A 22,750-nucleotide genomic window follows, 5' to 3' on the forward strand; every position below is an offset into this window, starting at 1 on the left:
CGACCCCGACGTGGTCAGGGTCACGCTCACTCCAAGCGTGGGTTAGCCTGCGAGCATGACCTCGACCACACCCTCGGCGCCCCCTGTGGCGGGCGCGACCCGGATCCGGATCGTGGTCGGGAAGCCCGGCCTCGACGGGCACGACCGCGGCGCCAAGATCGTCGCCCGAGCGCTGCGCGACGCCGGGCACGAGGTCGTCTACACCGGCTTGCACCAGACCCCGGAGCAGATCGTGGAGACCGCGATCCAGGAGGACGCCGACCTGATCGGACTCTCGGTGCTCTCCGGGGCACACATGACGCTGTTCCGGCGCCTGGCAGAGCTGCTCGCGGAGCGCGACGCCTCCGACATCGTGATCTTCGGCGGTGGGATCATCCCCGAGGAGGACATCCCGCTGCTCGAGGAGCTCGGGGTCGCGAAGGTGTTCACCCCGGGCGCATCGACCGGTGAGATCACCGGCTGGGTGGCGGAGCACTTCGCCACCAGCGCCGCGGGCTGACCCCTGCCCGTTCGACCCGGGCCTATGTGCCCGGGTCTATATGCCATGCGTCACGTCCGCCGGGCCTCGTCGTACGCCGGAGCGCGGACTAGGGTGCCCGAGGACACCCGAGCGACATCCCAGCGGCGCGCGGACGTCAAGCACGTCCGCCCGCTCCGATAAGAGGAACATGGTGGATCAGTGGATCTGATGGAGTACCAGGCGAAGGAGCTCTTCGCCAAGCACGGCGTAGCGGTCACCCTCGGCATCGTCGCCAACACCCCGGACGAGGCTCAGGCCGCGGCCGAGAAGCTCGGCGTCGTTGTGGTCAAGGCGCAGGTCAAGGCCGGCGGCCGCGGCAAGGCGGGCGGGGTCAAGCTCGCGAAGACGCCTGAGGAGGCGCGCGCTCACGCCGAGGCGATCTTGGGGATGGAGATCAAGGGGCTCCGGGTCAACCGGGTCCTGATCGCCCCCGCCGCCAGCATCGAGGAGGAGTACTACTTCTCCTTCCTGCTCGACCGGGCCAACCGCAAGTACCTCTGCATCGCCAGCGTCGAGGGTGGTGTGGAGATCGAGGAGGTCGCCAAGACCAACCCCGACGCGGTGCGACAGATCCCGATCGACGCCGGGACCGGCGTCGACGAGGCCAAGGCGCGCGAGATCGTGGCCGACGCCAAGTTCCCCGAGGCGCTCACCGACCAGGCCGTGCAGATGGTGCTCGCGCTGTGGAAGGTGTTCGTGGAGGAGGACGCCACGCTGGTCGAGGTGAACCCGCTCGCGCGGCTCGCCGGGGACAAGCTCGAGGCGCTCGACGGCAAGGTGTCGCTCGACGAGAACGCCGAGTTCCGGCACGAGGACCACCAGGCCTTCGTGATCCGCGACGAGGAGGACCCGCTCGAGGCGCAGGCCAAGGACAAGGGCCTCAACTACGTGAAGCTCGACGGCTCGGTCGGCATCATCGGCAACGGCGCCGGACTCGTCATGTCCACGCTCGACGTGGTCGCGTACGCCGGGGAGAAGCACGGCGGGGTCAAGCCCGCCAACTTCCTCGACATCGGTGGCGGCGCCAACGCCCAGGTGATGGCCGACGGCCTGCACGTGATCCTCGGCGACGAGCAGGTCAAGGCGGTGTTCGTGAACGTCTTCGGCGGCATCACCGCCTGCGACGAGGTCGCCAACGGCATCGTGGGCGCGCTGGAGATCCTCGGTGACGACGCGACCAAGCCGCTCGTCGTACGTCTCGACGGCAACAACGTCGACGAGGGTCGTCGCATCCTCACCGAGGCAGCCCATCCCCTCGTGACCATGGCCGACACCATGGACGGCGCGGCCGACAAGGCCGCCGAGCTCGCGAACGCCTGAGACTGGAGACCAGAAGAATGTCGATCTACCTCAACAAGGACTCCAAGATCATCGTCCAGGGCATGACCGGTGGCATGGGCTCCAAGCACACCACCCTCATGGTCGAGTCGGGATCCAACATCGTCGGCGGCGTGAACGCCCGCAAGGCCGGCACCTCCGTGGAGCTGGGCGGCAAGGACCTGCCGGTCTTCGGCACGGTCAAGGACGCGATGGCCGAGACCGGCGCCGACGTGTCGGTGGTCTTCGTGCCGCCGGCGTTCACCAAGGACGCCTGCATCGAGGCCATCGACGCGGGCATCGGCCTGCTGGTGGTCATCACCGAGGGTGTGCCCGTCCAGGACACGGCCGAGGTCTTCGCCTACCTGCACAGCGACGCCAACACGGCCGGCACCCGGATGATCGGGCCCAACTGCCCCGGGATCATCACGCCGGGCGAGTCGCTGGCCGGCATCACGCCGGCCACGATCGCGGGCACCGGCCCGGTCGGCCTGGTGTCGAAGTCGGGCACGCTGACCTACCAGATGATGTACGAGCTGCGTGACCACGGGTTCACCACCGCCATCGGCATCGGGGGTGACCCGATCATCGGCACCACCCACATCGACGCCCTCGCGGCGTTCGAGGCCGACCCGGACACCAAGGCGATCGTGATGATCGGCGAGATCGGCGGCGACGCCGAGGAGCGGGCGGCGGCGTACATCAAGGAGCACGTGACCAAGCCGGTCGTCGGCTATGTCGCGGGCTTCACCGCCCCGGAGGGCAAGACCATGGGCCACGCCGGCGCCATCGTCTCCGGCTCCTCGGGCACCGCGCAGGCGAAGAAGGAGGCCCTCGAGGCCGTCGGCGTCAAGGTCGGCAAGACGCCGTCCGAGACCGCCGAGCTGATGCGTGAGGTGCTGCGCTCGCTTTGAGCCACCGCATCTCCATGCGTACGACGAGGGCCCCGGGCAGTTGCCCGGGGCCCACGCCACGCCTGGGTGTCAGCTCCCGCAGCGCTGGCCGTCGTGGAGCAGCATGACGCTGATCGCGCGATCATCGGCGCCGAACTCGAACCGGTACGGCGGCGCGTAGAGCCACGGGCCGTCCTCGGTGCCGTCCGGGTAGGCCACGCGCACCTGGGCGACGGTGGAACCCAGGTGGATGCCGGCGGGCGTCTCCGCGTCGCCGCTGATGGAGAGCACCGCGACGCCGCGGCCGGGCTGCAGGTGGCCGATGACGCCCGGGGCCTCGAAGTCCTCGCACACGCCGTTGTCACCGGTGATCCGAACGCCCGGGACGGCGAGCAGCTCGGCCCGCGGCAGGCCAAGGGCGATTCGACCGAAGCCGTCGGGCCCGAACGCCGGCTCACGGACATGCTCTGGCGCCGGGAGGCTGGCCATCGCCTCGATGACCCCATCGAGCGCGTCCGCGTCTCGACGACGCTGGTCGGCGGCCTGCTGCGCTGGGTCGGCGCCGGCACCGCCCTCGTCGTACGTGACCGACAGCAGCACTGCTGCGCCGACACGCACGACGTACCAGGTCGTCAGACCGGGTGCCCGGAAGCCGTGCAGCTGGTACAGCGTCGAGGCCGCCCCGGCGAAGTCGCCGAGGTCGCTGTCGAACACGCGCGCGTGACGGGTCTCCTCGGTCTCCGCTGACGTGGTCTGCACGGGGCAGGTGCGGAAGAGGTCGAGCACCCGCACGGCGTACGCCTGGGCCTCGTCGACGCTCGCGAAGGTCACCAGCTCGCGGTCCCGGCCGTCCTCGGGGTTGGTCCATGCCGCCCGCAGCCGGTCGGTGTGCGCGGGGAGCGGGGCGCGGTCGCCGCAAGCGTCGGGGACGATCGGCTCCATGGTGCGGTTGGGCCCCCGCCGGCCCATGCCGGGCTCAGCCTCCCGGTCGTCGGGGAGGCCGCTCAGAAGGGGGAAGTCGTCGGGGATGATCTCGCCCGGCGACGACGGCGCCACCGGGGGAGTGGTCGGTACGTCGGTCGGGGTGGGGCGGGTGTTCTCGGCCGGTGCGCTGCTCGACGGGGTGCTGGCCGCCGCCGGATCGGGGTCCGCGGCCGTGGGGCGGGCGTCGCCGCACCCGGTGAGCAGCGCAGCCGCGACGAGGATCCCGAGGACGGCCTTCATGCCCCTAGGACGCGCTCGCTGTGGTCCTGGTTGCCGCGGCTGCTCGATCACTGGTGGTGCCGGTGGTCGAGCTTGTCGAGGCCTCCGCAGCGTCGGCAGGGCGCGACCGTACGTCGGCCTGCGGGTCGTCTCGGGTCGTCGTGGTTGAACAACGAGGGAGCGTGGTCATCGTTCGCTGTGGTCACCCGAGGGTGGTCGTCGTCGGCGCTTGGCACGAGGTGGGCGTGTGGTTGCTGTGCTGTGGTCGTCGTTGCAGACCCGGGATTCCTCCTGCCGACTCACTCCCACCTGGCCTGGCCGTCGTGAACCGCCGGGGCGTGAGTGTGGCCCCGTCGGCCGTGGCCGGCGGGGTCGGGTGGGTCAGGTATGTCGGGTGTAGGTCCGGCCGTGGGGGCTGGTCCACACCAACAGCCGGTGGCCGACCCTGTGGAGGGTCCAGCCGCCATGGGTCTTCAAGCGGTGGTGGAACCGGCACTCGGGCACCAGGTTGCAGCTGCACGTCGGCCCGCCCTCGGCGTAGGCGATGACGTGGTCGAGGTCGCAGCCCCGCGAGGGGCGACTGCAGCCGGGGAACACACACGTGGGGTAGGTCGCCAGGATCTGCTCGCGCAGGGTCTTCGAGGGCGTGTAGCCGGGGACCTCGATGTGCTCGTTCAAGTCCAGCACAGGACGGATCGTCACCCGCCCGGTGGCAGTGGCGCACCAGCCCTCGACCTGCGAGACCAGCACGTGGGTGCGGGTGTTCTCCACCCCGGCGAGCGCGGACTCGGAGAGGTGCACGTAGACGACCAGCTCCCGCTGCTTCCTGGCCGGCTGGACGCTCACGGCCGTGGTGTCGGGTGCGAGCATGAGGTCGCCGCGGGCCAGTGCGCCGGCGGCCAGGGCGCGGCGGACGTCGAGGGACTCCTCGCAGCCGAGGTCGGCGAGCTGCTGCGCACCCGTGGCCAGGGCGTGGTCGAGGTCGAGGGCGTCGGCCAGGTCCAGCTCACCCCGCACGGTCGCGGTGCCCTCCAGGGTGGCGTGGTGGGTGTCGATGTCGAAGAACCGGCCCTCAGCGGCCAGCAGGCGTTGGTGCTCGGCCTCGATCGGGTCGAACAACGCCCGCGCTGCTTCCACGGTCCGGTCGAGCTGTGCCCAGGTGAGCCGGTGCGCGAGCGGGGCGAGGTGCGTGTCGACGTGGTCTGCTGCCTCGGCGGGGAGGGACTTCGTGCTGGTGGCGATCCGCCGGGCCCGCCACACCGGCACCTGCCCGGCCATCACGCGCCCCCAGAGGCGGGGGAGCCGGTGCCGGACCTCGACCGCGTCGCCCAGGTACGAGCGTCCCGCATCAGTGGTCATGCCGAGGGCGAGGGCGAAGTCCGCGACACAGAACTCCGCGACCAGGGGTGCACCGGGACCGGCGATCGCGAGCTCACCCTGCGTGCCCTCCACGGTCGCGGCGTCGTCCAGCGCGTCGGCGGGGTTTGCGGTGGCCCAGTCGACGGCGAGCCGGAACTGGTCGATCTCGGCGTCGGTGAGCACCGCGTGTGTCGTCTCCAGGGCAGTCAGCACCGTGCCGGGACCATCGAGGTCCGGGTGCTCGATCGGGGTGGCTGCCATGTGTCTATCCCAGCACTGGCCGCCGACAGTCGAGGGCCCAGAACCCGGGTATCCACAGGGTTCTGGGCACTCCGAAGGTAAAATCTGCGAGCACCCGTCGGGGTCAGGGTCGGCAGGAGGAATCCCGGGTCTGCAACGACGACCACAGCACAGCAACCCACCACGGACCTGGTGCCGAGGGCGGACGGTGACCACCCTCGGGTGACCACAGCGGACGGTGACCACGTCCCTCGCCTTTCAGCAACGACGACCACGACGGGTCCGCAGGCCGGCGTGCATCCGGCGCCCTGCCGACGCGGTGGTGGTTTCGAGGCTCGGGCCTAGCGGCCCTCGCACCTCAACCACCGTGACTCCGCGGGCCTAGCGGCCCTCGCACCTCAACCACCGTGCCCCGCGGGGTGGTTTCGAGACGGTTGCCAGGGCAGCCTCCTCAACCACCAGGCGATGCGGCTCAGCAGCCTCCCTCGGTGAAGGGGCACAGGTCGGGGACCAGACCTTGGTTGGCCAAGGTCACGTCGCGGACGGCCGGGCCGGCGCCGTCGAGGAGGCCCTCGGTGTAGCGGTGCGTGGCGAGGAGAGACCGGCCGACCTGGACGAACTGGTAGATGTCGAGGCCCGTGCCGCCCACGGAACCCATCGCGAAGGTCACGGTGTCGTCGCCGACAGACTTGTCGTACGACGCCATGGTCCGTCCGTCGGGGGTGCAGGTGGCATCGGTGGAGGCACGCAGGGCGTCGAGTGCCGCGGTCAGGTCCGCACTGCTGGCAAACGTGACGAGCTCGCGGTTCTCGCCGTACTCCGCGCCTCGGACCGTGACCGCCAGCCGTTCGACGCCCGTGACCGGCCAGACGGAGGTTCCGCACAGCTCGAGAGCGGGCACGCCCTCCGCGGTCTCTGACGGGCCGTCGACGGGGTTGCCCTCGGAGGAGGAGAGCCCGCGGCCGAGGTCCAGGTCCGGCGGGATGGCGCTGACCGCGCCCTCCCCGGTCCCGGGGGTGGTCGGCCCGGTTGCCGACGGCTCGGAGAAGGTGGCCCGCATGGCGGCGACGACCGGCGCCGACTTCTCGTTGAGGAGGTCGGCCGTCCGCTGGACGATCGTGGGGTCACCGCCACCCATCGAGTACACCGTGTCGAGCAGGAGAGCATTGCCCACCTGGACCACCTGGTGCGCGAACATCTCACCGGCCTCGCTCACGTGGTCGACGTAGACGAGCGAGCTCGCGTCGCTGGACACGTCCTCGGTGTAGCGGGCCTTGCCGTCGGTCGCGGCCGCGCACTCCTGCACGCGGGCCTCGAGACCGAGGCGGGCCTGGGTGGCGGACTCCTCGTCGGCATACAGGGCCAGTGCGCGGTCCACGCCGCCCTCGTTCTCGGTCTGGACGACCTGCTCGACGTCGACCGCCGCGGGCGGACCGTCCGGCGACCAGCCGAGTCCGGGGCAGGCGTCGGCGTCGCCCTGGGCCTGGTAGGTGTCCTGGACCGTGGCCCGGGGCAGCCCGTCGGTGAGCGAGAAGCCGGCGGGGATCTCCTGGACCCACGTCACCGTCGGGGACGGCGACGTGGTGGACGGGGCAGGCGCGTCGTCGGTGCGGTCGTTGCCGGCGAGCACCGCGAACGGCGTCGCCAGGACGGCGACGACCGCGACAGCGGCGGCGCCGGTGAGCAGGTTGTTGCGGCGCCGGATGCGGTCGCCGCGCCTGCGCACCTCGGCGGCGGGAAGGGGAGTCATGGGAGGTCCTGGGACGCTGAAGCTCTCGAGCTCCTCGATCGGGTCACGCATGGCTCGCTCCTTCCTGGAGACCGCCGGGTCTGTCGTCGGCGAGCATCGCGGCGAGTGCCGCGCGACCACGGCTGAGCCGGGCCTTGATGGTGCCCTCGGGGACGCCGACCTCGCGGGCGACGTCGTGGACGGAGAGGTCCGCGATGTGGTGCAGGACCAGCGCCTGGCGCTGGGCCTCGGGCAGCTGCTTGAGGGCCTCGACGAGCGCGACGTGCGTCTCGGTCGGGGCCGCGGTGACCGTCGGCAGGTTCACGGCGCGGTCGGCCGGCCGACGGCCCCGCGTCGTACGCCGCCAGCGGCTCACCGCGAGGCGGTACGCCGTGGTGCGCACCCACGCCTCGGGATGCTCGGCCCGGTCCAGCTTGCGACGGTGTGCCCAGGCCCGCGCGAACGCCTCCTGGACGCACTCCTGCGCCTCGTCCCGGTTGCCGATCATCGCGTAGACCTGGCCGGTGACCCGCTGGAACGACGCGCTGTAGAACTCGTCGAACTCACGCTCGTCCATCGACCCTGTTCCCGTCTCTGTGCGGCCCGGCGTGGTGCCGAGTCGGAGGGGATACGTCTCACCGGCCCCCACGGTTGCACGGGCGGGCGAGAATTCTCAGCAGGTCAGCCGGCCTGCGGCGCGGGCATGGTGCCGAGCCGTTCGAGGGCACGCTCGACGAGCGCGACGAAGGAGTCCGCGGACATCTCCGCGGCCGGGTCGGGGACGAAGCCGACCTGCGCCACCGACGTCCCGAGCCGCACGATGCCCATCAGGAAGCTCACCGACCGGGCGTCGGTGATCTCCGTGGTCACCCGCCACACCGTCAGGTCGCGGTGCTTGCCTTCGACCTGCCGGATCCGGTCGACCTGGGTGCCGAAGTTCTTCTTCGAGCAGCGGTCGAGGCGCTCGCGCACGCCGTCGACGAAGGCCGAGGCCCGGCCCTCGGGGAGCGAGCCGACGGTCTCGGTGAGCCCGAACTCGTCGCGCAGCTTGGCGCCCGGGACCAGGAAGGTGCGGGTGACGTTGTTGGTCATCGGCTTGGCGCTGAAGTCGGTCTGGTCACACCCGGTGGCGGCGGCGTTGTCGCGCGCCTGGCGCGGCTCGGTGCCCACCCAGGGACGGCGTACGCCGCCGACGGGCGGCAGGTCGACCTCGGCGAGCATGGCCGGCACCGGGGCCACCGGGATGGGCGTGACCTTGCGGAGCCTCGGGGTCGTCGAGCAGGTGCCCGCCCCGGGGCGGCCGCACAGGCGGGTGATCGCCGTGGACAACAGGCTGGCGGACTTCGCGAGGGGCGGCTCGTCGCCCACGGGTGAGCGGCTGACGACGACAGTCGTCAGCAGGCCGGTCCGGGCCACCCCTGCGACGACCGTCGCACTCGGCTCGTCCCAGGTGCGCAGCACGAACAGCATCGCGTCGTCGCCGACGCCGGCGACCGCCCGTGTGTCGAGCAGCTGGGCCCGGCCGTCCGCGCAGCCGGCGAACCACCGCTCCGCCTTGCGGAACCCGCGCGTGGCCCCTCGTTCGGTGGCCGAGGCCTGCGTCGACTGCATGGCCGCGACGGCCTTCTTGCCGGTGGTGCTGAAGGTGCGCACCAGCGCGGCGGTGCCGTGGGGGTCCGCGTAGCGGTCGGCCTGGCAAGGCATCACCAGCCCGTCGCCGCTGGTGTTGTCGTCGGTGCGACCGACCGTCCACGCCGCGCCCGGCACCCGCGCCGCGACCTCGGGGGCGGTCAGCAGGGTGTCCTCGGCGACGTCGATCGGCTCGGGAGTGGGGCGCGGCGACGGACGGTGGTCCTGGGGCGCCTCGACCCGCTCGCCGGCGAGGGTGGGACGAACGCCGTGGGTGTCGGTGACGAGGGTGCCGGTCACGACCAGGGCGGCGACGGTGGCGGCGATGCTGATCACGGTGTGGGTACGCCGGCGAGCGGCGCCCGAGCGCCGGATGATCGTGGCGCGGGGCCAGCGGCCGTCCTCGACGTGCGCGCGAACCGGCTCGAACAGGGTGCGGATGCTGGTCGTCGGCACCTCGCGGAGCACGGCGAGCTGGGCGGTCGCCGTCTGGAGCTCGCGCTCGGCGTCGGCGCGGGGGAGCCCGACCTCGCGGGCGATCTCGGCCAGCGAGGCGGTGGTGAGCTCGGTGAGAAGCAGCATCTTGCGCTGCACGAGCGGCAGCTTCCCGAGGGCGTCGAGGGTCGCCTTGACCTCCGGGTCCAGGCCCTTCTCGCGGTGCCAGAGCTTCGCGGTGTGGCGGCGCTGCGCGTGGGCGCAGGCGCGGACCCGGACCCAGGCCTCCGGGTCCTCCAGGCGGATCACCTTGCGCCAGTGGTGCGACGTCACCACGAAGGAGTCGCGCACGGCGGCACGGGAGGCCGGGAGGTCGCCGGTCAGGCAGTACGTCAGCACCAGCAGCCGGGTGCGGACGTCCTTGTAGAACTCGTCGAACTGGTCGGGGTCCCTCATCGCATCGTCCACGGTAACCGAGGTCGACATCCCGGCCGAACCGGCGTGGGAGCCGCGATCGCGCCGTGGAGGCGGGTGATGATGGTCGAGCCATGACCTCGCTCCTGCCCGGTTCGACGCCAGCCTCGACCGCGACCCGCCCCGGGTTCGCGGACCGCGCCGACCCCCGGCACCGCCGGCCGCTGGTGCTCGTCGCCATGCTCGGCGGGGCGAGCGCGGCCGCGGCGACCCTCCTGATCTGCCTGGCCGTCGGAGTCGTGGGCTGGTTCCTGGCCGACGCGGGCGCACACGGAACCCCACGCGATGGTCTGCGCGTTGGGGCGCTCGGGTGGCTGCTGGCCCACGGCTCCGGACTCCACGTGGACGGGGTCGCGGTGAGCGTCGTACCCCTCGGCCTGACCTCCCTCGCGGCGTGGGCGGTGTGGCGCCTCGGCCATCGCGTCGGCGACTCGGTCTCCGGGCACGGCCCCGACTCCGACCGCATCGCCGACGGTGAGCGCGACTGGACCGTCGCGACAGCGACCGCGGCGTTCTCCGCGGGCTACCTGATCGTGGCGTACGTCACGTTCCGCCTGGCGGCGACGGCGCAGACCGCACCGTCGCTCGTGCACGTCGTGGGCTGGTCGCTGCTGCTCTGCGTCACCTTCGGCCTGGTCGCGATCTCCATCGGGTCCGGTCGCGCGGCGATCTGGACGGCGTTCGTGCCGGTGTCCGTCCGGGCGGCGGGCGCCGCCTGCCTGCGCGTGCTCGGCGGCTACGTCCTGGTGTCCACGGCGGTGTTCGTGATCGCGCTGGTCACCGACTTCGGCACGGCCGTCAACGTGATGTCGCGGCTTCACCTCGGCGCCGGCGACGGCACCGTCTACACCGCGCTCACGGCGACGCTGGTGCCCAACGCCGCGGTGTTCACCGGCTCCTACCTGCTCGGTCCCGGCTTCGCCGTGGGCGCCCAGACACTGGTGTCGCCCACGACGGTGGTACTCGGGCCCCTCCCGATGTTCCCGCTCCTGGCCGCGCTGCCGGCCAACGGGCCGACGCCGTCCTGGACGACGTACCTGCTCGTGCTCCCACCTCTCGTCGCTGCCGTCGCGGTCGCCCGCTCGCAGCGACGGTTCCCGACCCTGCGGTGGGACCACGGTGCGCTGCGCGGGTGCGTCGGCGGAGTCCTCGCCGGCGTGCTGCTGGGCCTCCTCGCCGCCGTCTCCGGCGGCGCGGTCGGACCCGGCCGGATGCGAGACGTCGGGCCGTTCGCCTCCGACGTGCTCGTGCACGCGATCACCGCCTTCGGGATCGGGGGACTGGCCGGCGGTCTTCTCATGACCTGGTGGCAGCGCCGGACCCTCCGTGAGGGTTCCCTAGACTCCACCGCGTGACCCCACGCCCGTCTGGCCCCGCTCGTCTCGTGGTGCTGGTCTCCGGGGCCGGCACCAACCTCCAGGCTCTGCTCGACGCCGCCGCCGACCCGGCGTACGGCGCCACCGTGGTCGCGGTGGGTGCCGACCGCGACGACATCGAGGGCCTGGTGCGGGCGGAGGCGGCCGGGGTGCCGACGTTCGTGCGCAAGGTGGGGCAGTTCACCAGCCGCGAGCACTGGGACCGTGCACTGGCCGACGTCGTCGCCGGCTTCGAGCCGGACCTCGTGGTGCTCGCCGGCTTCATGAAGCTGGTCGGCCCGGAGTTCCTCGGCCGGTTCGGCGGCCGCGTGGTCAACACCCATCCGGCCCTGTCACCGTCGTTCCCCGGCATGCACGGTGCGGCCGACGCCCTGGCGTACGGCGTCAAGGTCACCGGGTGCACGCTGTTCTTGGTCGACGACGGTGTCGACACCGGGCCGATCCTCGCGCAGCGCGCTGTGGAGGTGCGGCCCGACGACGACGAGGCGTCCCTGCACGAGCGGATCAAGGTCGCCGAGCGCGCGATGCTGGTCGACACGGTCGGCCGCATGGCCCGGGCCGGATGGGCCGTCGAGGGCCGGCGTACCCGGTTCGGTGACGACGACTGACGGCCCTATGCTGGACCGCACACGACTGGCGCAGGTGGGTGACCACCGGGGAGTGACGCGCGTGGAGCATCGACCGCCTGGGTGCTCCTCCTTCCGAGCAAGGAGTGTCCGTGTCTGATCCCACGTCCCAGCACCGCGTCGCCATCCGTCGCGCTCTCGTCTCCGTCTACGACAAGGCGGGCCTCGAGGACCTGGTCCGCGGCCTGCACGACGCCGGCGTCGAGCTGGTCTCCACCGGTGGCTCGGCGAAGCTGATCGAGGGGCTCGGCCTGCCGGTCACCAGGGTCGAGGACCTGACCGGCTTCCCGGAGTGCCTCGACGGCCGGGTCAAGACCCTGCACCCCCGGGTGCACGCGGGCATCCTCGCCGACCGGCGCCTCGACTCCCACGTGCAGCAGCTCGCGGACCTCGGCGTGGAGCCGTTCGACCTGGTCGTGTCGAACCTCTACCCGTTCCGCGAGACCGTCGCATCGGGTGCCAGCCCCGACGAGTGCGTGGAGCAGATCGACATCGGCGGCCCCTCGATGGTCCGGGCGGCCGCCAAGAACCACCCCTCGGTCGCGATCGTGACCTCGCCCGAGCGCTACGCCGACGTGCTGGCCGCGACCGCCGCAGGTGGCTTCACGCTGGACGAGCGCCGGGCCCTCGCCGCGGAGGCGTTCACCCACACCGCGGCGTACGACGTCGCCGTGGCCTCGTGGATGGGCAACGTCCTCACCGACACCTCCGAGGGCACCGGCTTCCCGGCCTGGGCGGGCGCCACCTGGGAGAAGGCGGCGGTGCTGCGCTACGGCGAGAACCCGCACCAGCCGGCCGCGTTGTACCGGGCTGAGTCTTCTCTGGGCGGTGGCGGCCTCGCGGGCGCCGAGCAGCTGCACGGCAAGGAGATGTCGTACAACAACTACGTCGACACCGACGCCGCCCGCCGCGCCGCCAACGACTTCGACGAGCCGGCCGTGGCGATCATCAAGCACGCCAACCCGTGCGGCATCGCGGTCGGCGCCGATGTCGCCGAGGCCCACCGCCGCGCCCACGAGTGCGACCCGGTCAGCGCCTTCGGCGGCGTGATCGCGGTCAACCGACCGGTCTCGGTCGAGATGGCTCGCCAGGTCGCCGAGGTCTTCACCGAGGTGATCGTCGCGCCGGCGTACGACGAGGGCGCCGTGGAGGTGCTGCAGGCCAAGAAGAACATCCGCATCCTCGTGTGCCCGCCCGACGAGCACCCGGACCCGGTCGAGTTCCGCCCGATCAGCGGCGGCATGCTGATGCAACGTGTCGACCACGTCGACGCGGCCGGCGACGACCCGTCGACCTGGACCCTCGCCTCCGGTGAGCCGGCCTCGCCCGAGGTGCTCGCCGACCTGGCGTTCGCCTGGAAGGCCTGCCGCGCGGTGAAGTCGAACGCGATCCTGCTCGCCAAGGAGGGCGCCTCGGTCGGCATCGGCATGGGCCAGGTCAACCGGGTCGACTCCTGCCGCCTCGCGGTCTCCCGGGCGGGGGAGCGGGCCGCTGGATCGGTCGCCGCGTCCGACGCGTTCTTCCCCTTCGAGGACGGACCGCAGATCCTCATCGACGGCGGCGTGACCGCGATCGTGCAGCCCGGCGGCTCGGTGCGCGACGAGCTCACGGTCGAGGCCGCGAAGGCCGCCGGCGTGACGATGTACTTCACCGGCACCCGGCACTTCTTCCACTGATCGGGGACGCGCCAGCGGACCCGATGATGGTGGTCGAGCAAGCACCGCGACTGAGGAACGAAGTCGCGACGGGCGTGTCGAGACCCGGTGGATGCAAGGACAGACCGAGCAAGCAAGGATGACCACGTGACCGCACAGAAGCTGGACGGAACCGCCACCCTCAAGGCGATCAAGGCCGAGCTCGCCGAGCGGGTGGCGGCGCTGCGTGCCCGAGGCGTCGTCCCCGGGCTGGGAACGGTGCTCGTCGGCGACGACCCCGGCTCCCACTGGTACGTCGGGGCCAAGCACAAGGACTGCGCCGAGCTCGGGATCGAGTCGATCCGCGTCGACCTGCCCGCCACGGCGACCCAGGCCGAGGTGGAGTCGGCGATCGACGTACTCAACGAGGACCCCGCGTGCACGGGCTTCCTGGTGCAGCAGCCGACCGGTCTCGACGAGTTCGCGCTGCTCTCGCGCGTGCACCCCGACAAGGACGTCGACGGCCTGCACCCGACCAACCTCGGCAAGCTGGTGCTCAACGAGCGTGGTCCGCTGCCCTGCACGCCGATCGGCTGCATCGAGCTGCTCCGCCGCCACGGGGTGCAGATCGCCGGGGCCGACGTCGTCGTGATCGGGCGCGGCATCACCGTGGGCCGTCCGCTCGGCCTGCTGCTGACCCGGCGCAGCGAGAACGCCACGGTCACGCTGTGCCACACCGGCACCCGCGACCTGGCCGCCCACGTCCGGGACGCCGACATCGTCGTCGCGGCAGCCGGGGTGCCGGGCATCGTCACCGCCGACATGGTCAAGCCCGGTGCCGCCGTGCTCGACGTCGGCGTCTCCCGCGTGGACGGCAAGATCGCGGGCGACGTCGCACCCGAGGTGTGGGACGTCGCCGGCTGGGTCTCGCCCAACCCCGGCGGGGTCGGGCCGATGACCCGCGCGATGCTCCTGACCAACATCGTCGCCGCCGCCGAGCAGACCCTGGCGTGAGCGACCTCGAGCCCCCGGACGACCTGGAGCCCGTCTCCGCGGAGGACGGGGGCCGGCGCTATCCCTCGACGATCGGCGGCGCGTTCTACCTCGTCGTCATCGCGGTCACCGGCATCGGCTTCGGGATCGTGACCACGGGCTCGTGGCGCCAGGGGATCCGCTGGATCGCCGGCGCGCTGCTGTTCGCGGCCGTGGTGCGGGCGGTGCTGCCGGCCCGCGACGCCGGCATGCTCGCCGTACGCCGGCGTTGGTGGGACTGCTTCCTCCTCGCCGCCGTCGGCATCGCGCTGATCGTGCTCGCCGGCTCGATCCCCGACCAACCGCTCTGACAGCGTGGATGCAGCGGTGACCTCGGCCTCGGCGCGGCTGATGGGCTGGGATGCCTGGGATCGCGACGAGCCCCTGTCCGGTGGACGAGGCGGCGCGAGGGTCGTCTGGAAGGGCGATGCGTCGTACGTCGTCAAGGGCTATGACTCCGCGAGCGGCGGAGTCCGCGAGCGAGCGGCGCTGCACGTGCTCGACGGGGCCGCTGGAGCGCCGAAGGTACTGGCCGAGGGTGACGATCCGCCCCTCGTCGTGATGAGCCGGCTCGACGGGACCGAGAGCCTGGCGGACCTGCTGCTCGGCGGGGACGGAGACCGGGCCGCTGACGGAGTCCTGCGGTGGGCGGACGCGCTGGCCGCGCTGCACGCGGAGAGCTCGCCGGCCCGGTGTGCGGCGTTCGCCTCTGCGCTGGAAGTGCGGGCGCCGGGTCTCGACCCATGGGCGCTCGTCGACGACTTCGCGGCTGCCGCCGACCGGTACGCCGCCGTCCTCCCCGAGCTGGGGCTGCCGGCGCACGAGGAGGCGCTGCGGGACCTGCGCGCCCTCCCGGGCTGGCTCTCGCGGCGCGGCCACGAGGTGCTGACGCCGGCGGACACCTGCCCGGACAACAACCTGATGGTGCGGGGCGAGGTGCGGCTGATCGACTACGAGTTCGCCCAGCTCCGGCACGCGGCATGGGACGTCGCCTACCTGCACACGCCGTGGCCGAGCTGTTGGTGCGCCTGGCGGATCCCCGACGGCCTGGCGGACGTGGCGCTCGAGCGCTACTGCGCAGCACGCGGAGAGCACGTGGCGGATGCCGCGTTCCGTGAGGACCTCGCGCTGGCCACCCTGGGCTGGCAGCTGATGAGTCCCGCGTTCTTCATCGCCGGGGCCTTGGCCGACGACGACCGCGCCGACGACGACCGCGCCGGCGACCCGAAGCGCCCGAGTCGCCGGTCCTTCGTCCTGCATCGGTTGAGCCTGGCGGCGGCCACGCAGGGCCCGAGCTCGTTGGTGCGGCTGGCCGGCGAGCTCCACCGGGTGCTGCTCGATCGTTGGGGGCCGGTGCCGCTCGAGCTCGCGCCGGCGTTCCGCGGCGGGTCCTGAGCGACCCCCTCGCGTACCGTCGGTCCCGTGACCACCGACTCTCCCGACGCAGGGTCCCTGGCCGACAGGCTCCTCGACGCCCAGGTCGCCTACCACCTCGAGCGCCTCCGCGGGGACCGGCTGACCGCCACCGTCGCCCGGTTCGCCGAGGACCTGCTCGCGGCCTCCGAGCAGCACCCGATCGACGACCTGGTCGACCTGGAGACCGCCGTCCTGATCGCCACTCGGCTGCTCGCCCAGGTGCCGGCCAGCGCCGCGGCCGGTGCGGTGGTCGAGCTCGTCACCGAGGTCCTCCACGACGGTCCGGCGGAGGAGTTCCCGCTCGGGGACCTGGCCGGTCGCGAGGAGATCGAGGCGCTGCTGGACCGGCTGATCGCGCTGAGCCCGGTGCTCGAGCGCGGCCTCGAGCGGCTGACCGAGAGCCCCCTGGTCGGCACGGTGGCCTCCCGCTTCATGGGCCGCATCGTCGGCGAGGTGCTGCAGGCGAACAAGGCCGTCGCCGACCGCGTGCCCGGACTGGGCTCGCTGATGTCGTTCGGCACGAGTGCGGCCTCGAAGGTGATGGGCGCGGCGGACAAGCAGTTCGAGGGCCTGATCGGCGACACCGTCGGCAAGGGCGGCACGTTCGCCGTACGCCGGCTGAACCGCATCATCGTCGAGACCGTTCGCGACCCCACGACCCGCGAGGCGGTGCTGCAGGTCTGGGACCTCGTCGCTCGGGAGCAGGCAGCAGGCCTGAGCCGCAGCCTCACCCAGGAGCAGCTCGCCGGCGTCGTGGACGCGGCCCACGAGCTGGTCGTCACGACCGCGTCCGGAGAGCCCGCCGCCCGCCTGGTCGCGGCGCTGATCGAGGCGTTCCTCGAGAGGTTCGGCGGCTACAGCCCCGCGGAGCTGCTCGACGAGCTCGGCCTGGATCGCGCCGACGTGGTCGCCGAGGTCACGCGGGTCGCGCCACCCGTCATCGACGCCCTACGCGAGACGGGCGAGCTGGAGCGGATGATCCGCCACCAGCTCGCCCCGTTCTACGACTCGGCCGAGGTCAGGTCCCTGCTGGGCTGACCTCGCCGGAGGTTGGTTCGTCGGCTGCAGCTCAGATCAGGCCGAGCTCCGTCACGGCCGCCCGCTCGTCGGCGAGCTCCGCGGTGGAGGCGTCGATCTTGGCGCGCGAGAAGTCGTCGATCTCCAGGCCCTGGACGATCTCCCAGTCGCCGTCCTTGGTGGTGACGGGGAAGGAGGAGATCAGGCCCTCGGGGACGCCGTACGAGCCGTCGGAGACGACCGCCATCGACACCCAGTCGCCCTCGGCGCTGCCGAACAGCCAGTCGTGGGCGGCGTCGATGGTGGCCGACGCAGCCGATGCGGCCGAGGAGGAGCCCCGGGCCTCGATGATGGCCGCGCCGCGCTTCGCGACGGTCGGGATGAACGTGTTCTCGATCCAGTCCTGGTCGCCGACCACCTCGGCGGCGTTGCGGCCGCCGATCTCGGCGTGGAAGACGTCGGGGTACTGGGTGGCGGAGTGGTTGCCCCAGATCGTCATCTTCTTGATGTCGGTGACGTCGGCGCCCGTCTTTGCGGCCAGCTGCGAGATCGCCCGGTTGTGGTCGAGGCGGGTCAGCGCCGAGAACCGCGCCTGCGGGATGTCGGGGGCGTTGGTCATCGCGATCAGCGCGTTGGTGTTGGCCGGGTTGCCGGTCACGCCGATGCGGACGTCGTCGGCGGCCACCTTGTTGAGGGCCTTGCCCTGGGCGGTGAAGATCGCGCCGTTGGCCGAGAGCAGGTCACCGCGCTCCATGCCCGGGCCGCGCGGACGCGCGCCGACGAGCAGGGCGAGGTTGACGCCGTCGAAGATCTTCTCGGCGTCGTCGCCGATCTCGACACCGGCGAGCGTCGGGAACGCGCAGTCGTCCAGCTCCATCACGACGCCCTCGAGGGCCTTGAGCGCGGGAGTGATCTCCAGCAGGCGCAGCTCGATCGGACGGTCACCGAGCAGCGAACCACTCGCGAGGCGGAACAGCAGGCTGTAGCCGATCTGGCCGGCGGCACCGGTGACGGCCACCTTCAACGGGGTAGAGCTCACGACGACTCCTTCACGCGACGGGATCCTGCTCCCGACGCTAGCAGCGGCGTCGCTTCCTGCGATGCTGGGGTCCATGACCGTGCGGGCCCTCCTCCTCGGGGCCGCGCTGCCCGCACTCGCCGTGCTCACCGGTTGCGGTACGGCGTCCGTCCCGAGCCCGCCCGCCGGGGTGGACGAGCTGACGATCCCGACGCCGTCGCCGGACCCCGGCGACTTCGTGGCCGAGGTCGACAACCCCTGGCTTCCGTTGGAGCCCGGCGACTCGTGGGTCTACGCCGTCAGCGACGCCGCGGGAGCCCACCGGCTCACGGTCACGGTCGAGCCGGGCCCGACGATCGCGGGCGTGGCGACGACGAGCCGGGTCAGCACCGAGCCGTCCGGGGTCGTGACCGACTGGTTCGCCCAGGACGACCACGGCAACGTGTGGTGGTTCGGCCGCGCGGGCAGCTGGCGCGCGGGGGAGGACGGAGCCGAGGCGGGCATCGCGATGCTGGCCAAGCCCCGCATTGGCGACGGCTACCGGATGGCGTACGACGAGGGCGTCGTCGAGGACACCGCGCGGGTGACCGCGCTCGACGGGAGCGCCGACGTCGCCGCGGGCTCCTACGACGACCTCGTGCAGGTCGAGCAGAGCAGCGCGCTGGACCCGGGGGCCGCGGGCGAGCTGTCCTACGCGCGCGGCGTCGGCCTGGTCGAGGCGACGATCGTCTCGGGCAGCTACCGCGCGATCCGACTGGTGAGCGAGACGGCTACTCGCCCGGGGGCCTGATCCGGGTCCCGCCGTCGCCGGGCTCGCTCTCGGGCCACTCGCCGTCCGGCCAGGACTGCTGCTCGGGGACCGCCTCGGTCGCGGGGTGCTCGGCGGCTCGTTCCCGGGCGGCCTCCTCCTCGGCCGCCTGCTGGGCGCGCCACTGCTCGGGGGTCTGGCCGACGGGGTGCCACTGCTGACCGACCGGGTCCCACTGCCAGCCGTCCTGGACGATCGGCGCGGCGGCGTACGAGCTCTGCGTCTCCTGGTTCCACTGCTGCTGGTAGAGGTCGGGCATGGCCTGCCCGGGCAGCTGGCCGGCCGTCCGCGGCCTGCTGAAGCTGACCCCCGACCCGGGCACCGGGTCGCTCGCGCGGCCGAACAGCAGCGGGTACGCCGCGCCGGCGACCGCGGCTCCGAGCAACGGGGCGAGGATGAACAGCCACAGCTGGACGATCGCGTCGGGACCCGCGAACAGCGCCGGACCGATCGAGCGGGCCGGGTTGACCGAGGTGCCGGTGACCGGGATCGCGACGAAGTGGATCGCTGCCAGCGTCAGGCCGATGGTGAGCGGGGCGAACGACGGGTGCTCGTTGCGCTCGTCGGTGACCGCGAGGATCACGGTGACGAAGACGTAGGTGAGCACCATCTCCAGCAGGAACGCCGCCCACCAGGCATAGTCGGCCCGGCCCTGGTCGCCGAAGAAGTTCTGGCCCATGTGTCCCTCGGCGTCGAAGCCCGCGAACCCCTGGAGCAGCACGAACAGGACCAGCGCGCCGAGGAAGGCGCCGGCGACCTGGGCCAGCACGTAGAACGCGACCTGCCGCCACGCCAGGCGGCCGCTGATCGCGGCGCCGACGGAGACGGCTGGGTTGAAGTGGGCGCCGCTCACGCGACCGAACGCATAGGCCATGACCACCACCACCAGGCCGAAGGTCAGGCCGACGGTGCCGAGCGTGGTCGGCACCTGCGCCTGGTCGGCGTAGACCAGCGATCCGCACCCGAAGAGCACCAGCACGGCGGTGCCGAGCACCTCGGCGGCGAGCTTCTGCCGCAGCGTCGGCTCGACCGTCGACCCGACGGCTGGGTCGTCGGGCTCACTGGTCTGGGCGTCGGGCTGGGCAACGGAATCGGCCACGGTGGTGCCCCCTTGTTCGGGCTCGCTGACGCGTCCCCCGCGGACGCGGCGACAGCACTCTACCCAGGTGGGGACCCCGCTGGACCTGCCTCGCGACGCGGTGCCAAGGTGGGGTTGTCGCACCCGTCAGGTATCTTGACGTCAAGGAACTTCCTCGATCACCAGGAGTCGTCGCGCATGGCCACGATCATCTACACCCACACCGACGAGGCGCCGCTGCTCGCGACGTACTCGTTCCTGCCGATCATCCAGGCGTACGCCGCTCAGGCGGGTGTGGAGGTGGAGACCCGCGACATCTCGCTGGCGGGCCGGATCATCGCCCAGTTCCCGGAGCGGCTGACCGACGAGCAGCGCCAGGACGACGCGCTCGCCGAGCTCGGTGAGCTCGCGAAGCAGCCCGAGGCCAACATCATCAAGCTGCCCAACGTGTCGGCCTCGACCCCGCAGCTCAAGGCCGCGATCAAGGAGCTGCAGGAGCAGGGCTACGACCTGCCCGACTACCCCGAGAACCCCCAGACCGACGAGGACTCCGACGTCCGGGCCCGCTACGACAAGGTCAAGGGCTCCGCGGTCAACCCGGTGCTGCGCCAGGGCAACTCCGACCGGCGGGCGCCCGCCTCGGTGAAGAACTACGCCAAGGCCTACCCCCACCGGATGGGTGCCTGGAGCTCCGACTCCAAGACCAACGTCGCCACGATGGGCGAGCACGACTTCAAGAGCAACGAGAAGTCGGTGGTGATCCCGGCGGACGACACGCTGCGCATCGAGCTCGAGACCGAGGACGGCACGACCACCGTGCTCAAGGAGTCCCTGCCGGTGCTGGCGGGCGAGGTCGTCGACGCCACCGTGCTGCAGGTCGCCCACCTGCACGGGTTCCTGCGCAACGCGATCGCGCGCGCCAAGAGCGAGGGCGTGCTGTTCAGCGTGCACCTGAAGGCGACGATGATGAAGGTCTCCGACCCGATCATCTTCGGCCACGTCGTGAAGGCCTACTTCGAGCCGGTCTTCGCCCAGTACGGCGACGACCTCGCCGCCGCCGGCCTGTCCGCCAACGACGGCCTCGGGGGCATCCTCGCCGGCCTGGACAAGCTGCCCAACGGCGCCGAGATCAAGGCGGCCTTCGAGCAGGCGCTGACCGACGGCCCGGCGCTCGCGATGGTCGACTCCGACCGCGGCATCACCAACCTCCACGTCCCCTCGGACGTCATCGTCGATGCCTCGATGCCCGCGATGATCCGCACCTCGGGCCACATGTGGGGCCCCGACGGCCAGGAGCACGACACGCTCGCGGTGATCCCCGACTCCTCCTACGCCGGCGTCTACCAGACGGTGATCGACGACTGCCGCGAGCACGGCGCGTTCGACCCCGCGACGATGGGCTCGGTGCCCAACGTCGGGCTGATGGCGCAGGCGGCCGAGGAGTACGGCTCCCACGACAAGACGTTCGAGATCCCGGCCGCCGGCACCGTGCGCGTGGTCGACGGCTCCGGCGCGACGCTCCTCGAGCACGACGTCGAGGCCGGCGACATCTGGCGCGCCTGCCAGACCAAGGACGCCCCGATCCGCGACTGGGTCAAGCTCGCGGTCACCCGGGCCCGCGCCACCGGCGACCCGGCGGTGTTCTGGCTCGACGAGAGCCGGGCGCACGACGCCAGCCTGATCGCGAAGGTGAACGCCTACCTCCCCGAGCACGACACCGAGGGCCTGGACATCAAGATCCTCACGCCCGAGCTCGCGACGGCGTACTCCCTCGAGCGCATCCGCCGTGGCGAGGACACCATCTCGGTGACCGGCAACGTGCTGCGCGACTACAACACCGACCTGTTCCCGATCCTCGAGCTCGGCACCTCGGCGAAGATGCTGTCGGTCGTCCCGCTGATGGCGGGCGGCGGCCTCTTCGAGACCGGCGCGGGTGGCTCAGCCCCCAAGCACGTGCAGCAGCTGGTCAAGGAGAACTACCTGCGCTGGGACAGCCTGGGCGAGTTCTTCGCGCTCGCGGCGTCCTTCGAGCACCTCGCCGGGTACGCCGGGAACGCGCGTGCCCAGGTCCTCGCCGATACCCTCGACCGGGCCACCGGCACCTTCCTCGACCGCGACAAGTCGCCGACCCGCAAGCTCGGTGGCATCGACAACCGCGGCTCGCACTTCTACCTGGCTCTCTACTGGGCCCAGGAGCTCGCGGGCCAGTCCGAGGACGCCGAGCTCGCGGCCGCGTTCAAGCCGCTGGCGCAGGCCCTGGCCGACAACGAGGACAAGATCGTGGAGGAGCTGCTCGCGGTCCAGGGCTCGCCGGCCGACATCGGGGGCTACTACCGGCCCGACGACGCCAAGGCGTCGGCGGTCATGCGGCCCTCCGCGACGCTGAACGAGGCGCTGGCGACTCTTGGCTGACCTCCACGACCCGAGCCCCGAGGAGCGGGACCAGCCCTACGACCGCTGGTCCCGCCCTCAGGCGCTGAGCAAGCGGGGCTATGCCATCATCGCCGCGCTGCCGTTCGTGATCGCCGCGATCGGGTTCGGCATCGTGTCGCTGATCTCCGCTGGTGACGAGACCGCCAGCGGCGTCACCGTCCGGCTCCCGGTGTCGGGATGGACGTCCGGCGGCGGCGCCGACGATGCCGCGATCCAGGGCATCCTGCGGCTCGACGCGGACCACTGCGTCTACCTCGAGTCCGGCCAGGACGGCGCCGACCCCGGTCGGGTCTGGCCGGTCTGGCCGGCGGGCTACAAGGCGGTCCGCGAGGGCGAGCACCTCACCCTGCTCGACGGCGCCGGCAAGACCGTCGCCCACGACGGCGACCAGGTCTCGATGACCGGCGGCTTCGGCCCTGCGGGCACCTTCGCCGGCGAACCCTGCCTGCCCGAGAGCGGTGAGGTCGCGATCGTGCAGTCCGAGGTGACCGTCACTCCCTGAACCCGGGCCCG

General features: G+C 72.1%; 20 protein-coding genes and 1 riboswitch. Of the genes, 13 read left to right on the plus strand and 7 right to left on the minus strand.

Annotation, left to right across the window (positions count from 1 at the left end; genetic code table 11):
• The first annotated feature begins 55 nt into the window (after positions 1-55).
• The 3 genes from AC3ANS_RS05200 to sucD all read left to right on the plus strand — a co-directional run bounded on the left by AC3ANS_RS05200 (position 56) and on the right by sucD (position 2,751).
• The gene (locus tag AC3ANS_RS05200) at positions 56-499 is read left to right on the plus strand and encodes a cobalamin B12-binding domain-containing protein (RefSeq protein WP_488295102.1); all 444 of its coding nucleotides are present in this window, start codon (positions 56-58) and stop codon (positions 497-499) included.
• Between the two features lie 180 nt (positions 500-679).
• Positions 680-1,840 carry an ADP-forming succinate--CoA ligase subunit beta gene (gene sucC / locus AC3ANS_RS05205; RefSeq protein WP_488295103.1) on the plus strand — a complete coding sequence of 387 codons (1,161 nt, stop codon included), beginning with the start codon at positions 680-682 and terminating at the stop codon, positions 1,838-1,840.
• 17 nt (positions 1,841-1,857) lie between these two features.
• Positions 1,858-2,751: a succinate--CoA ligase subunit alpha gene (gene sucD, locus AC3ANS_RS05210; RefSeq protein WP_488295104.1), complete on the plus strand. Its 894-nt coding sequence runs from the start codon at positions 1,858-1,860 to the stop codon at positions 2,749-2,751.
• Positions 2,752-2,820: 69 nt separating this feature from the next.
• On the opposite strand, the gene AC3ANS_RS05215 is transcribed toward sucD, so the two are convergent.
• The 5 genes from AC3ANS_RS05215 to AC3ANS_RS05235 form a co-directional block, all read right to left on the minus strand.
• Positions 2,821-3,954 (minus strand): hypothetical protein, encoded by a 1,134-nt coding sequence (locus AC3ANS_RS05215; RefSeq protein ID WP_488295105.1) that lies wholly within the window; start codon positions 3,952-3,954, stop codon positions 2,821-2,823.
• Positions 3,955-4,314: 360 nt separating this feature from the next.
• Positions 4,315-5,553 carry an HNH endonuclease signature motif containing protein gene (locus tag AC3ANS_RS05220; RefSeq protein WP_488295106.1) on the minus strand — a complete coding sequence of 413 codons (1,239 nt, stop codon included), beginning with the start codon at positions 5,551-5,553 and terminating at the stop codon, positions 4,315-4,317.
• A 451-nt stretch (positions 5,554-6,004) separates the two neighbouring features.
• The gene (locus AC3ANS_RS05225) at positions 6,005-7,333 is read right to left on the minus strand and encodes a hypothetical protein (protein WP_488295107.1); all 1,329 of its coding nucleotides are present in this window, start codon (positions 7,331-7,333) and stop codon (positions 6,005-6,007) included.
• On the minus strand, positions 7,326-7,838 hold the full coding sequence (locus tag AC3ANS_RS05230) for an RNA polymerase sigma factor (protein ID WP_488295108.1): 513 nt from the start codon (positions 7,836-7,838) through the stop codon (positions 7,326-7,328). Before AC3ANS_RS05230 ends, AC3ANS_RS05225 begins: the two co-directional genes overlap by 8 nt.
• A 104-nt stretch (positions 7,839-7,942) precedes the next feature.
• Positions 7,943-9,781 (minus strand): SigE family RNA polymerase sigma factor, encoded by a 1,839-nt coding sequence (locus tag AC3ANS_RS05235; RefSeq protein ID WP_488295109.1) that lies wholly within the window; start codon positions 9,779-9,781, stop codon positions 7,943-7,945.
• A gap of 92 nt (positions 9,782-9,873) precedes the next feature.
• On the opposite strand from AC3ANS_RS05235, the gene AC3ANS_RS05240 reads away from it, so the two are divergent.
• The 7 genes from AC3ANS_RS05240 to AC3ANS_RS05270 all read left to right on the plus strand — a co-directional run bounded on the left by AC3ANS_RS05240 (position 9,874) and on the right by AC3ANS_RS05270 (position 16,921).
• Positions 9,874-11,154 carry a cell division protein PerM gene (locus AC3ANS_RS05240; RefSeq protein ID WP_488295110.1) on the plus strand — a complete coding sequence of 427 codons (1,281 nt, stop codon included), beginning with the start codon at positions 9,874-9,876 and terminating at the stop codon, positions 11,152-11,154.
• The gene (gene purN, locus AC3ANS_RS05245) at positions 11,151-11,783 is read left to right on the plus strand and encodes a phosphoribosylglycinamide formyltransferase (protein WP_488295111.1); all 633 of its coding nucleotides are present in this window, start codon (positions 11,151-11,153) and stop codon (positions 11,781-11,783) included. The genes AC3ANS_RS05240 and purN overlap by 4 nt, the downstream gene beginning before the upstream one ends.
• A 12-nt stretch (positions 11,784-11,795) precedes the next feature.
• Positions 11,796-11,873, plus strand: a riboswitch (ZMP/ZTP riboswitch).
• Between the two features lie 20 nt (positions 11,874-11,893).
• Positions 11,894-13,477, plus strand: coding sequence for a bifunctional phosphoribosylaminoimidazolecarboxamide formyltransferase/IMP cyclohydrolase (gene purH, locus AC3ANS_RS05250; RefSeq protein ID WP_488295112.1), 1,584 nt, complete (start codon positions 11,894-11,896; stop codon positions 13,475-13,477).
• A 126-nt stretch (positions 13,478-13,603) separates the two neighbouring features.
• Complete coding sequence (locus AC3ANS_RS05255) at positions 13,604-14,449, plus strand: bifunctional methylenetetrahydrofolate dehydrogenase/methenyltetrahydrofolate cyclohydrolase (RefSeq protein WP_488295113.1); 846 nt, start codon at positions 13,604-13,606, stop codon at positions 14,447-14,449.
• Positions 14,446-14,778: a DUF3017 domain-containing protein gene (locus tag AC3ANS_RS05260; protein WP_488295114.1), complete on the plus strand. Its 333-nt coding sequence runs from the start codon at positions 14,446-14,448 to the stop codon at positions 14,776-14,778. Before AC3ANS_RS05255 ends, AC3ANS_RS05260 begins: the two co-directional genes overlap by 4 nt.
• A 16-nt stretch (positions 14,779-14,794) precedes the next feature.
• The gene (locus tag AC3ANS_RS05265; protein ID WP_488295115.1) at positions 14,795-15,862 is read left to right on the plus strand and encodes a phosphotransferase family protein; all 1,068 of its coding nucleotides are present in this window, start codon (positions 14,795-14,797) and stop codon (positions 15,860-15,862) included.
• Between the two features lie 27 nt (positions 15,863-15,889).
• Positions 15,890-16,921 carry a hypothetical protein gene (locus tag AC3ANS_RS05270; RefSeq protein ID WP_488295116.1) on the plus strand — a complete coding sequence of 344 codons (1,032 nt, stop codon included), beginning with the start codon at positions 15,890-15,892 and terminating at the stop codon, positions 16,919-16,921.
• Positions 16,922-16,952: 31 nt separating this feature from the next.
• On the opposite strand, the gene AC3ANS_RS05275 is transcribed toward AC3ANS_RS05270, so the two are convergent.
• Positions 16,953-17,939, minus strand: coding sequence for a malate dehydrogenase (locus tag AC3ANS_RS05275; RefSeq protein WP_488295117.1), 987 nt, complete (start codon positions 17,937-17,939; stop codon positions 16,953-16,955).
• Positions 17,940-18,012: 73 nt separating this feature from the next.
• On the opposite strand from AC3ANS_RS05275, the gene AC3ANS_RS05280 reads away from it, so the two are divergent.
• Positions 18,013-18,708, plus strand: coding sequence for a hypothetical protein (locus AC3ANS_RS05280; protein WP_488295118.1), 696 nt, complete (start codon positions 18,013-18,015; stop codon positions 18,706-18,708).
• Here the strand turns inward: AC3ANS_RS05280 and AC3ANS_RS05285 are convergent.
• On the minus strand, positions 18,689-19,825 hold the full coding sequence (locus AC3ANS_RS05285) for an MIP/aquaporin family protein (RefSeq protein WP_488295119.1): 1,137 nt from the start codon (positions 19,823-19,825) through the stop codon (positions 18,689-18,691). The two genes, AC3ANS_RS05280 and AC3ANS_RS05285, sit on opposite strands and share 20 nt — an antisense overlap.
• 177 nt (positions 19,826-20,002) lie before the next feature.
• Here AC3ANS_RS05285 and AC3ANS_RS05290 point away from each other — a divergent pair, with 177 nt between their 5' ends.
• Together AC3ANS_RS05290 and AC3ANS_RS05295 are read left to right on the plus strand one after the other, a co-directional pair.
• Positions 20,003-22,216, plus strand: a complete 2,214-nt coding sequence (locus AC3ANS_RS05290; RefSeq protein WP_488295120.1) for an NADP-dependent isocitrate dehydrogenase — start codon at positions 20,003-20,005, stop codon at positions 22,214-22,216.
• Positions 22,209-22,739 (plus strand): hypothetical protein, encoded by a 531-nt coding sequence (locus tag AC3ANS_RS05295; protein WP_488295121.1) that lies wholly within the window; start codon positions 22,209-22,211, stop codon positions 22,737-22,739. Before AC3ANS_RS05290 ends, AC3ANS_RS05295 begins: the two co-directional genes overlap by 8 nt.
• The last annotated feature ends 11 nt before the right edge of the window (positions 22,740-22,750 follow it).

The organism is Nocardia sp. 149-1B, from assembly GCF_057747975.1.

What these genes read in the sequence shown, in the direction of transcription:
- AC3ANS_RS05220 (WP_488295106.1), bottom strand. Translation starts at nt 5,553, where the DNA reads ATGGCAGCCACCCCGATCGAGCACCCGGACCTCGATGGTCCCGGCACG.
- AC3ANS_RS05280 (WP_488295118.1), top strand. Translation starts at nt 18,013, where the DNA reads ATGACCGTGCGGGCCCTCCTCCTCGGGGCCGCGCTGCCCGCACTCGCC.
- AC3ANS_RS05225 (WP_488295107.1), bottom strand. Translation starts at nt 7,333, where the DNA reads ATGCGTGACCCGATCGAGGAGCTCGAGAGCTTCAGCGTCCCAGGACCT.
- AC3ANS_RS05235 (WP_488295109.1), bottom strand. Translation starts at nt 9,781, where the DNA reads ATGAGGGACCCCGACCAGTTCGACGAGTTCTACAAGGACGTCCGCACC.
- AC3ANS_RS05240 (WP_488295110.1), top strand. Translation starts at nt 9,874, where the DNA reads ATGACCTCGCTCCTGCCCGGTTCGACGCCAGCCTCGACCGCGACCCGC.
- AC3ANS_RS05215 (WP_488295105.1), bottom strand. Translation starts at nt 3,954, where the DNA reads ATGAAGGCCGTCCTCGGGATCCTCGTCGCGGCTGCGCTGCTCACCGGG.
- AC3ANS_RS05290 (WP_488295120.1), top strand. Translation starts at nt 20,003, where the DNA reads ATGGCCACGATCATCTACACCCACACCGACGAGGCGCCGCTGCTCGCG.
- AC3ANS_RS05230 (WP_488295108.1), bottom strand. Translation starts at nt 7,838, where the DNA reads ATGGACGAGCGTGAGTTCGACGAGTTCTACAGCGCGTCGTTCCAGCGG.
- sucD (WP_488295104.1), top strand. Translation starts at nt 1,858, where the DNA reads ATGTCGATCTACCTCAACAAGGACTCCAAGATCATCGTCCAGGGCATG.
- AC3ANS_RS05200 (WP_488295102.1), top strand. Translation starts at nt 56, where the DNA reads ATGACCTCGACCACACCCTCGGCGCCCCCTGTGGCGGGCGCGACCCGG.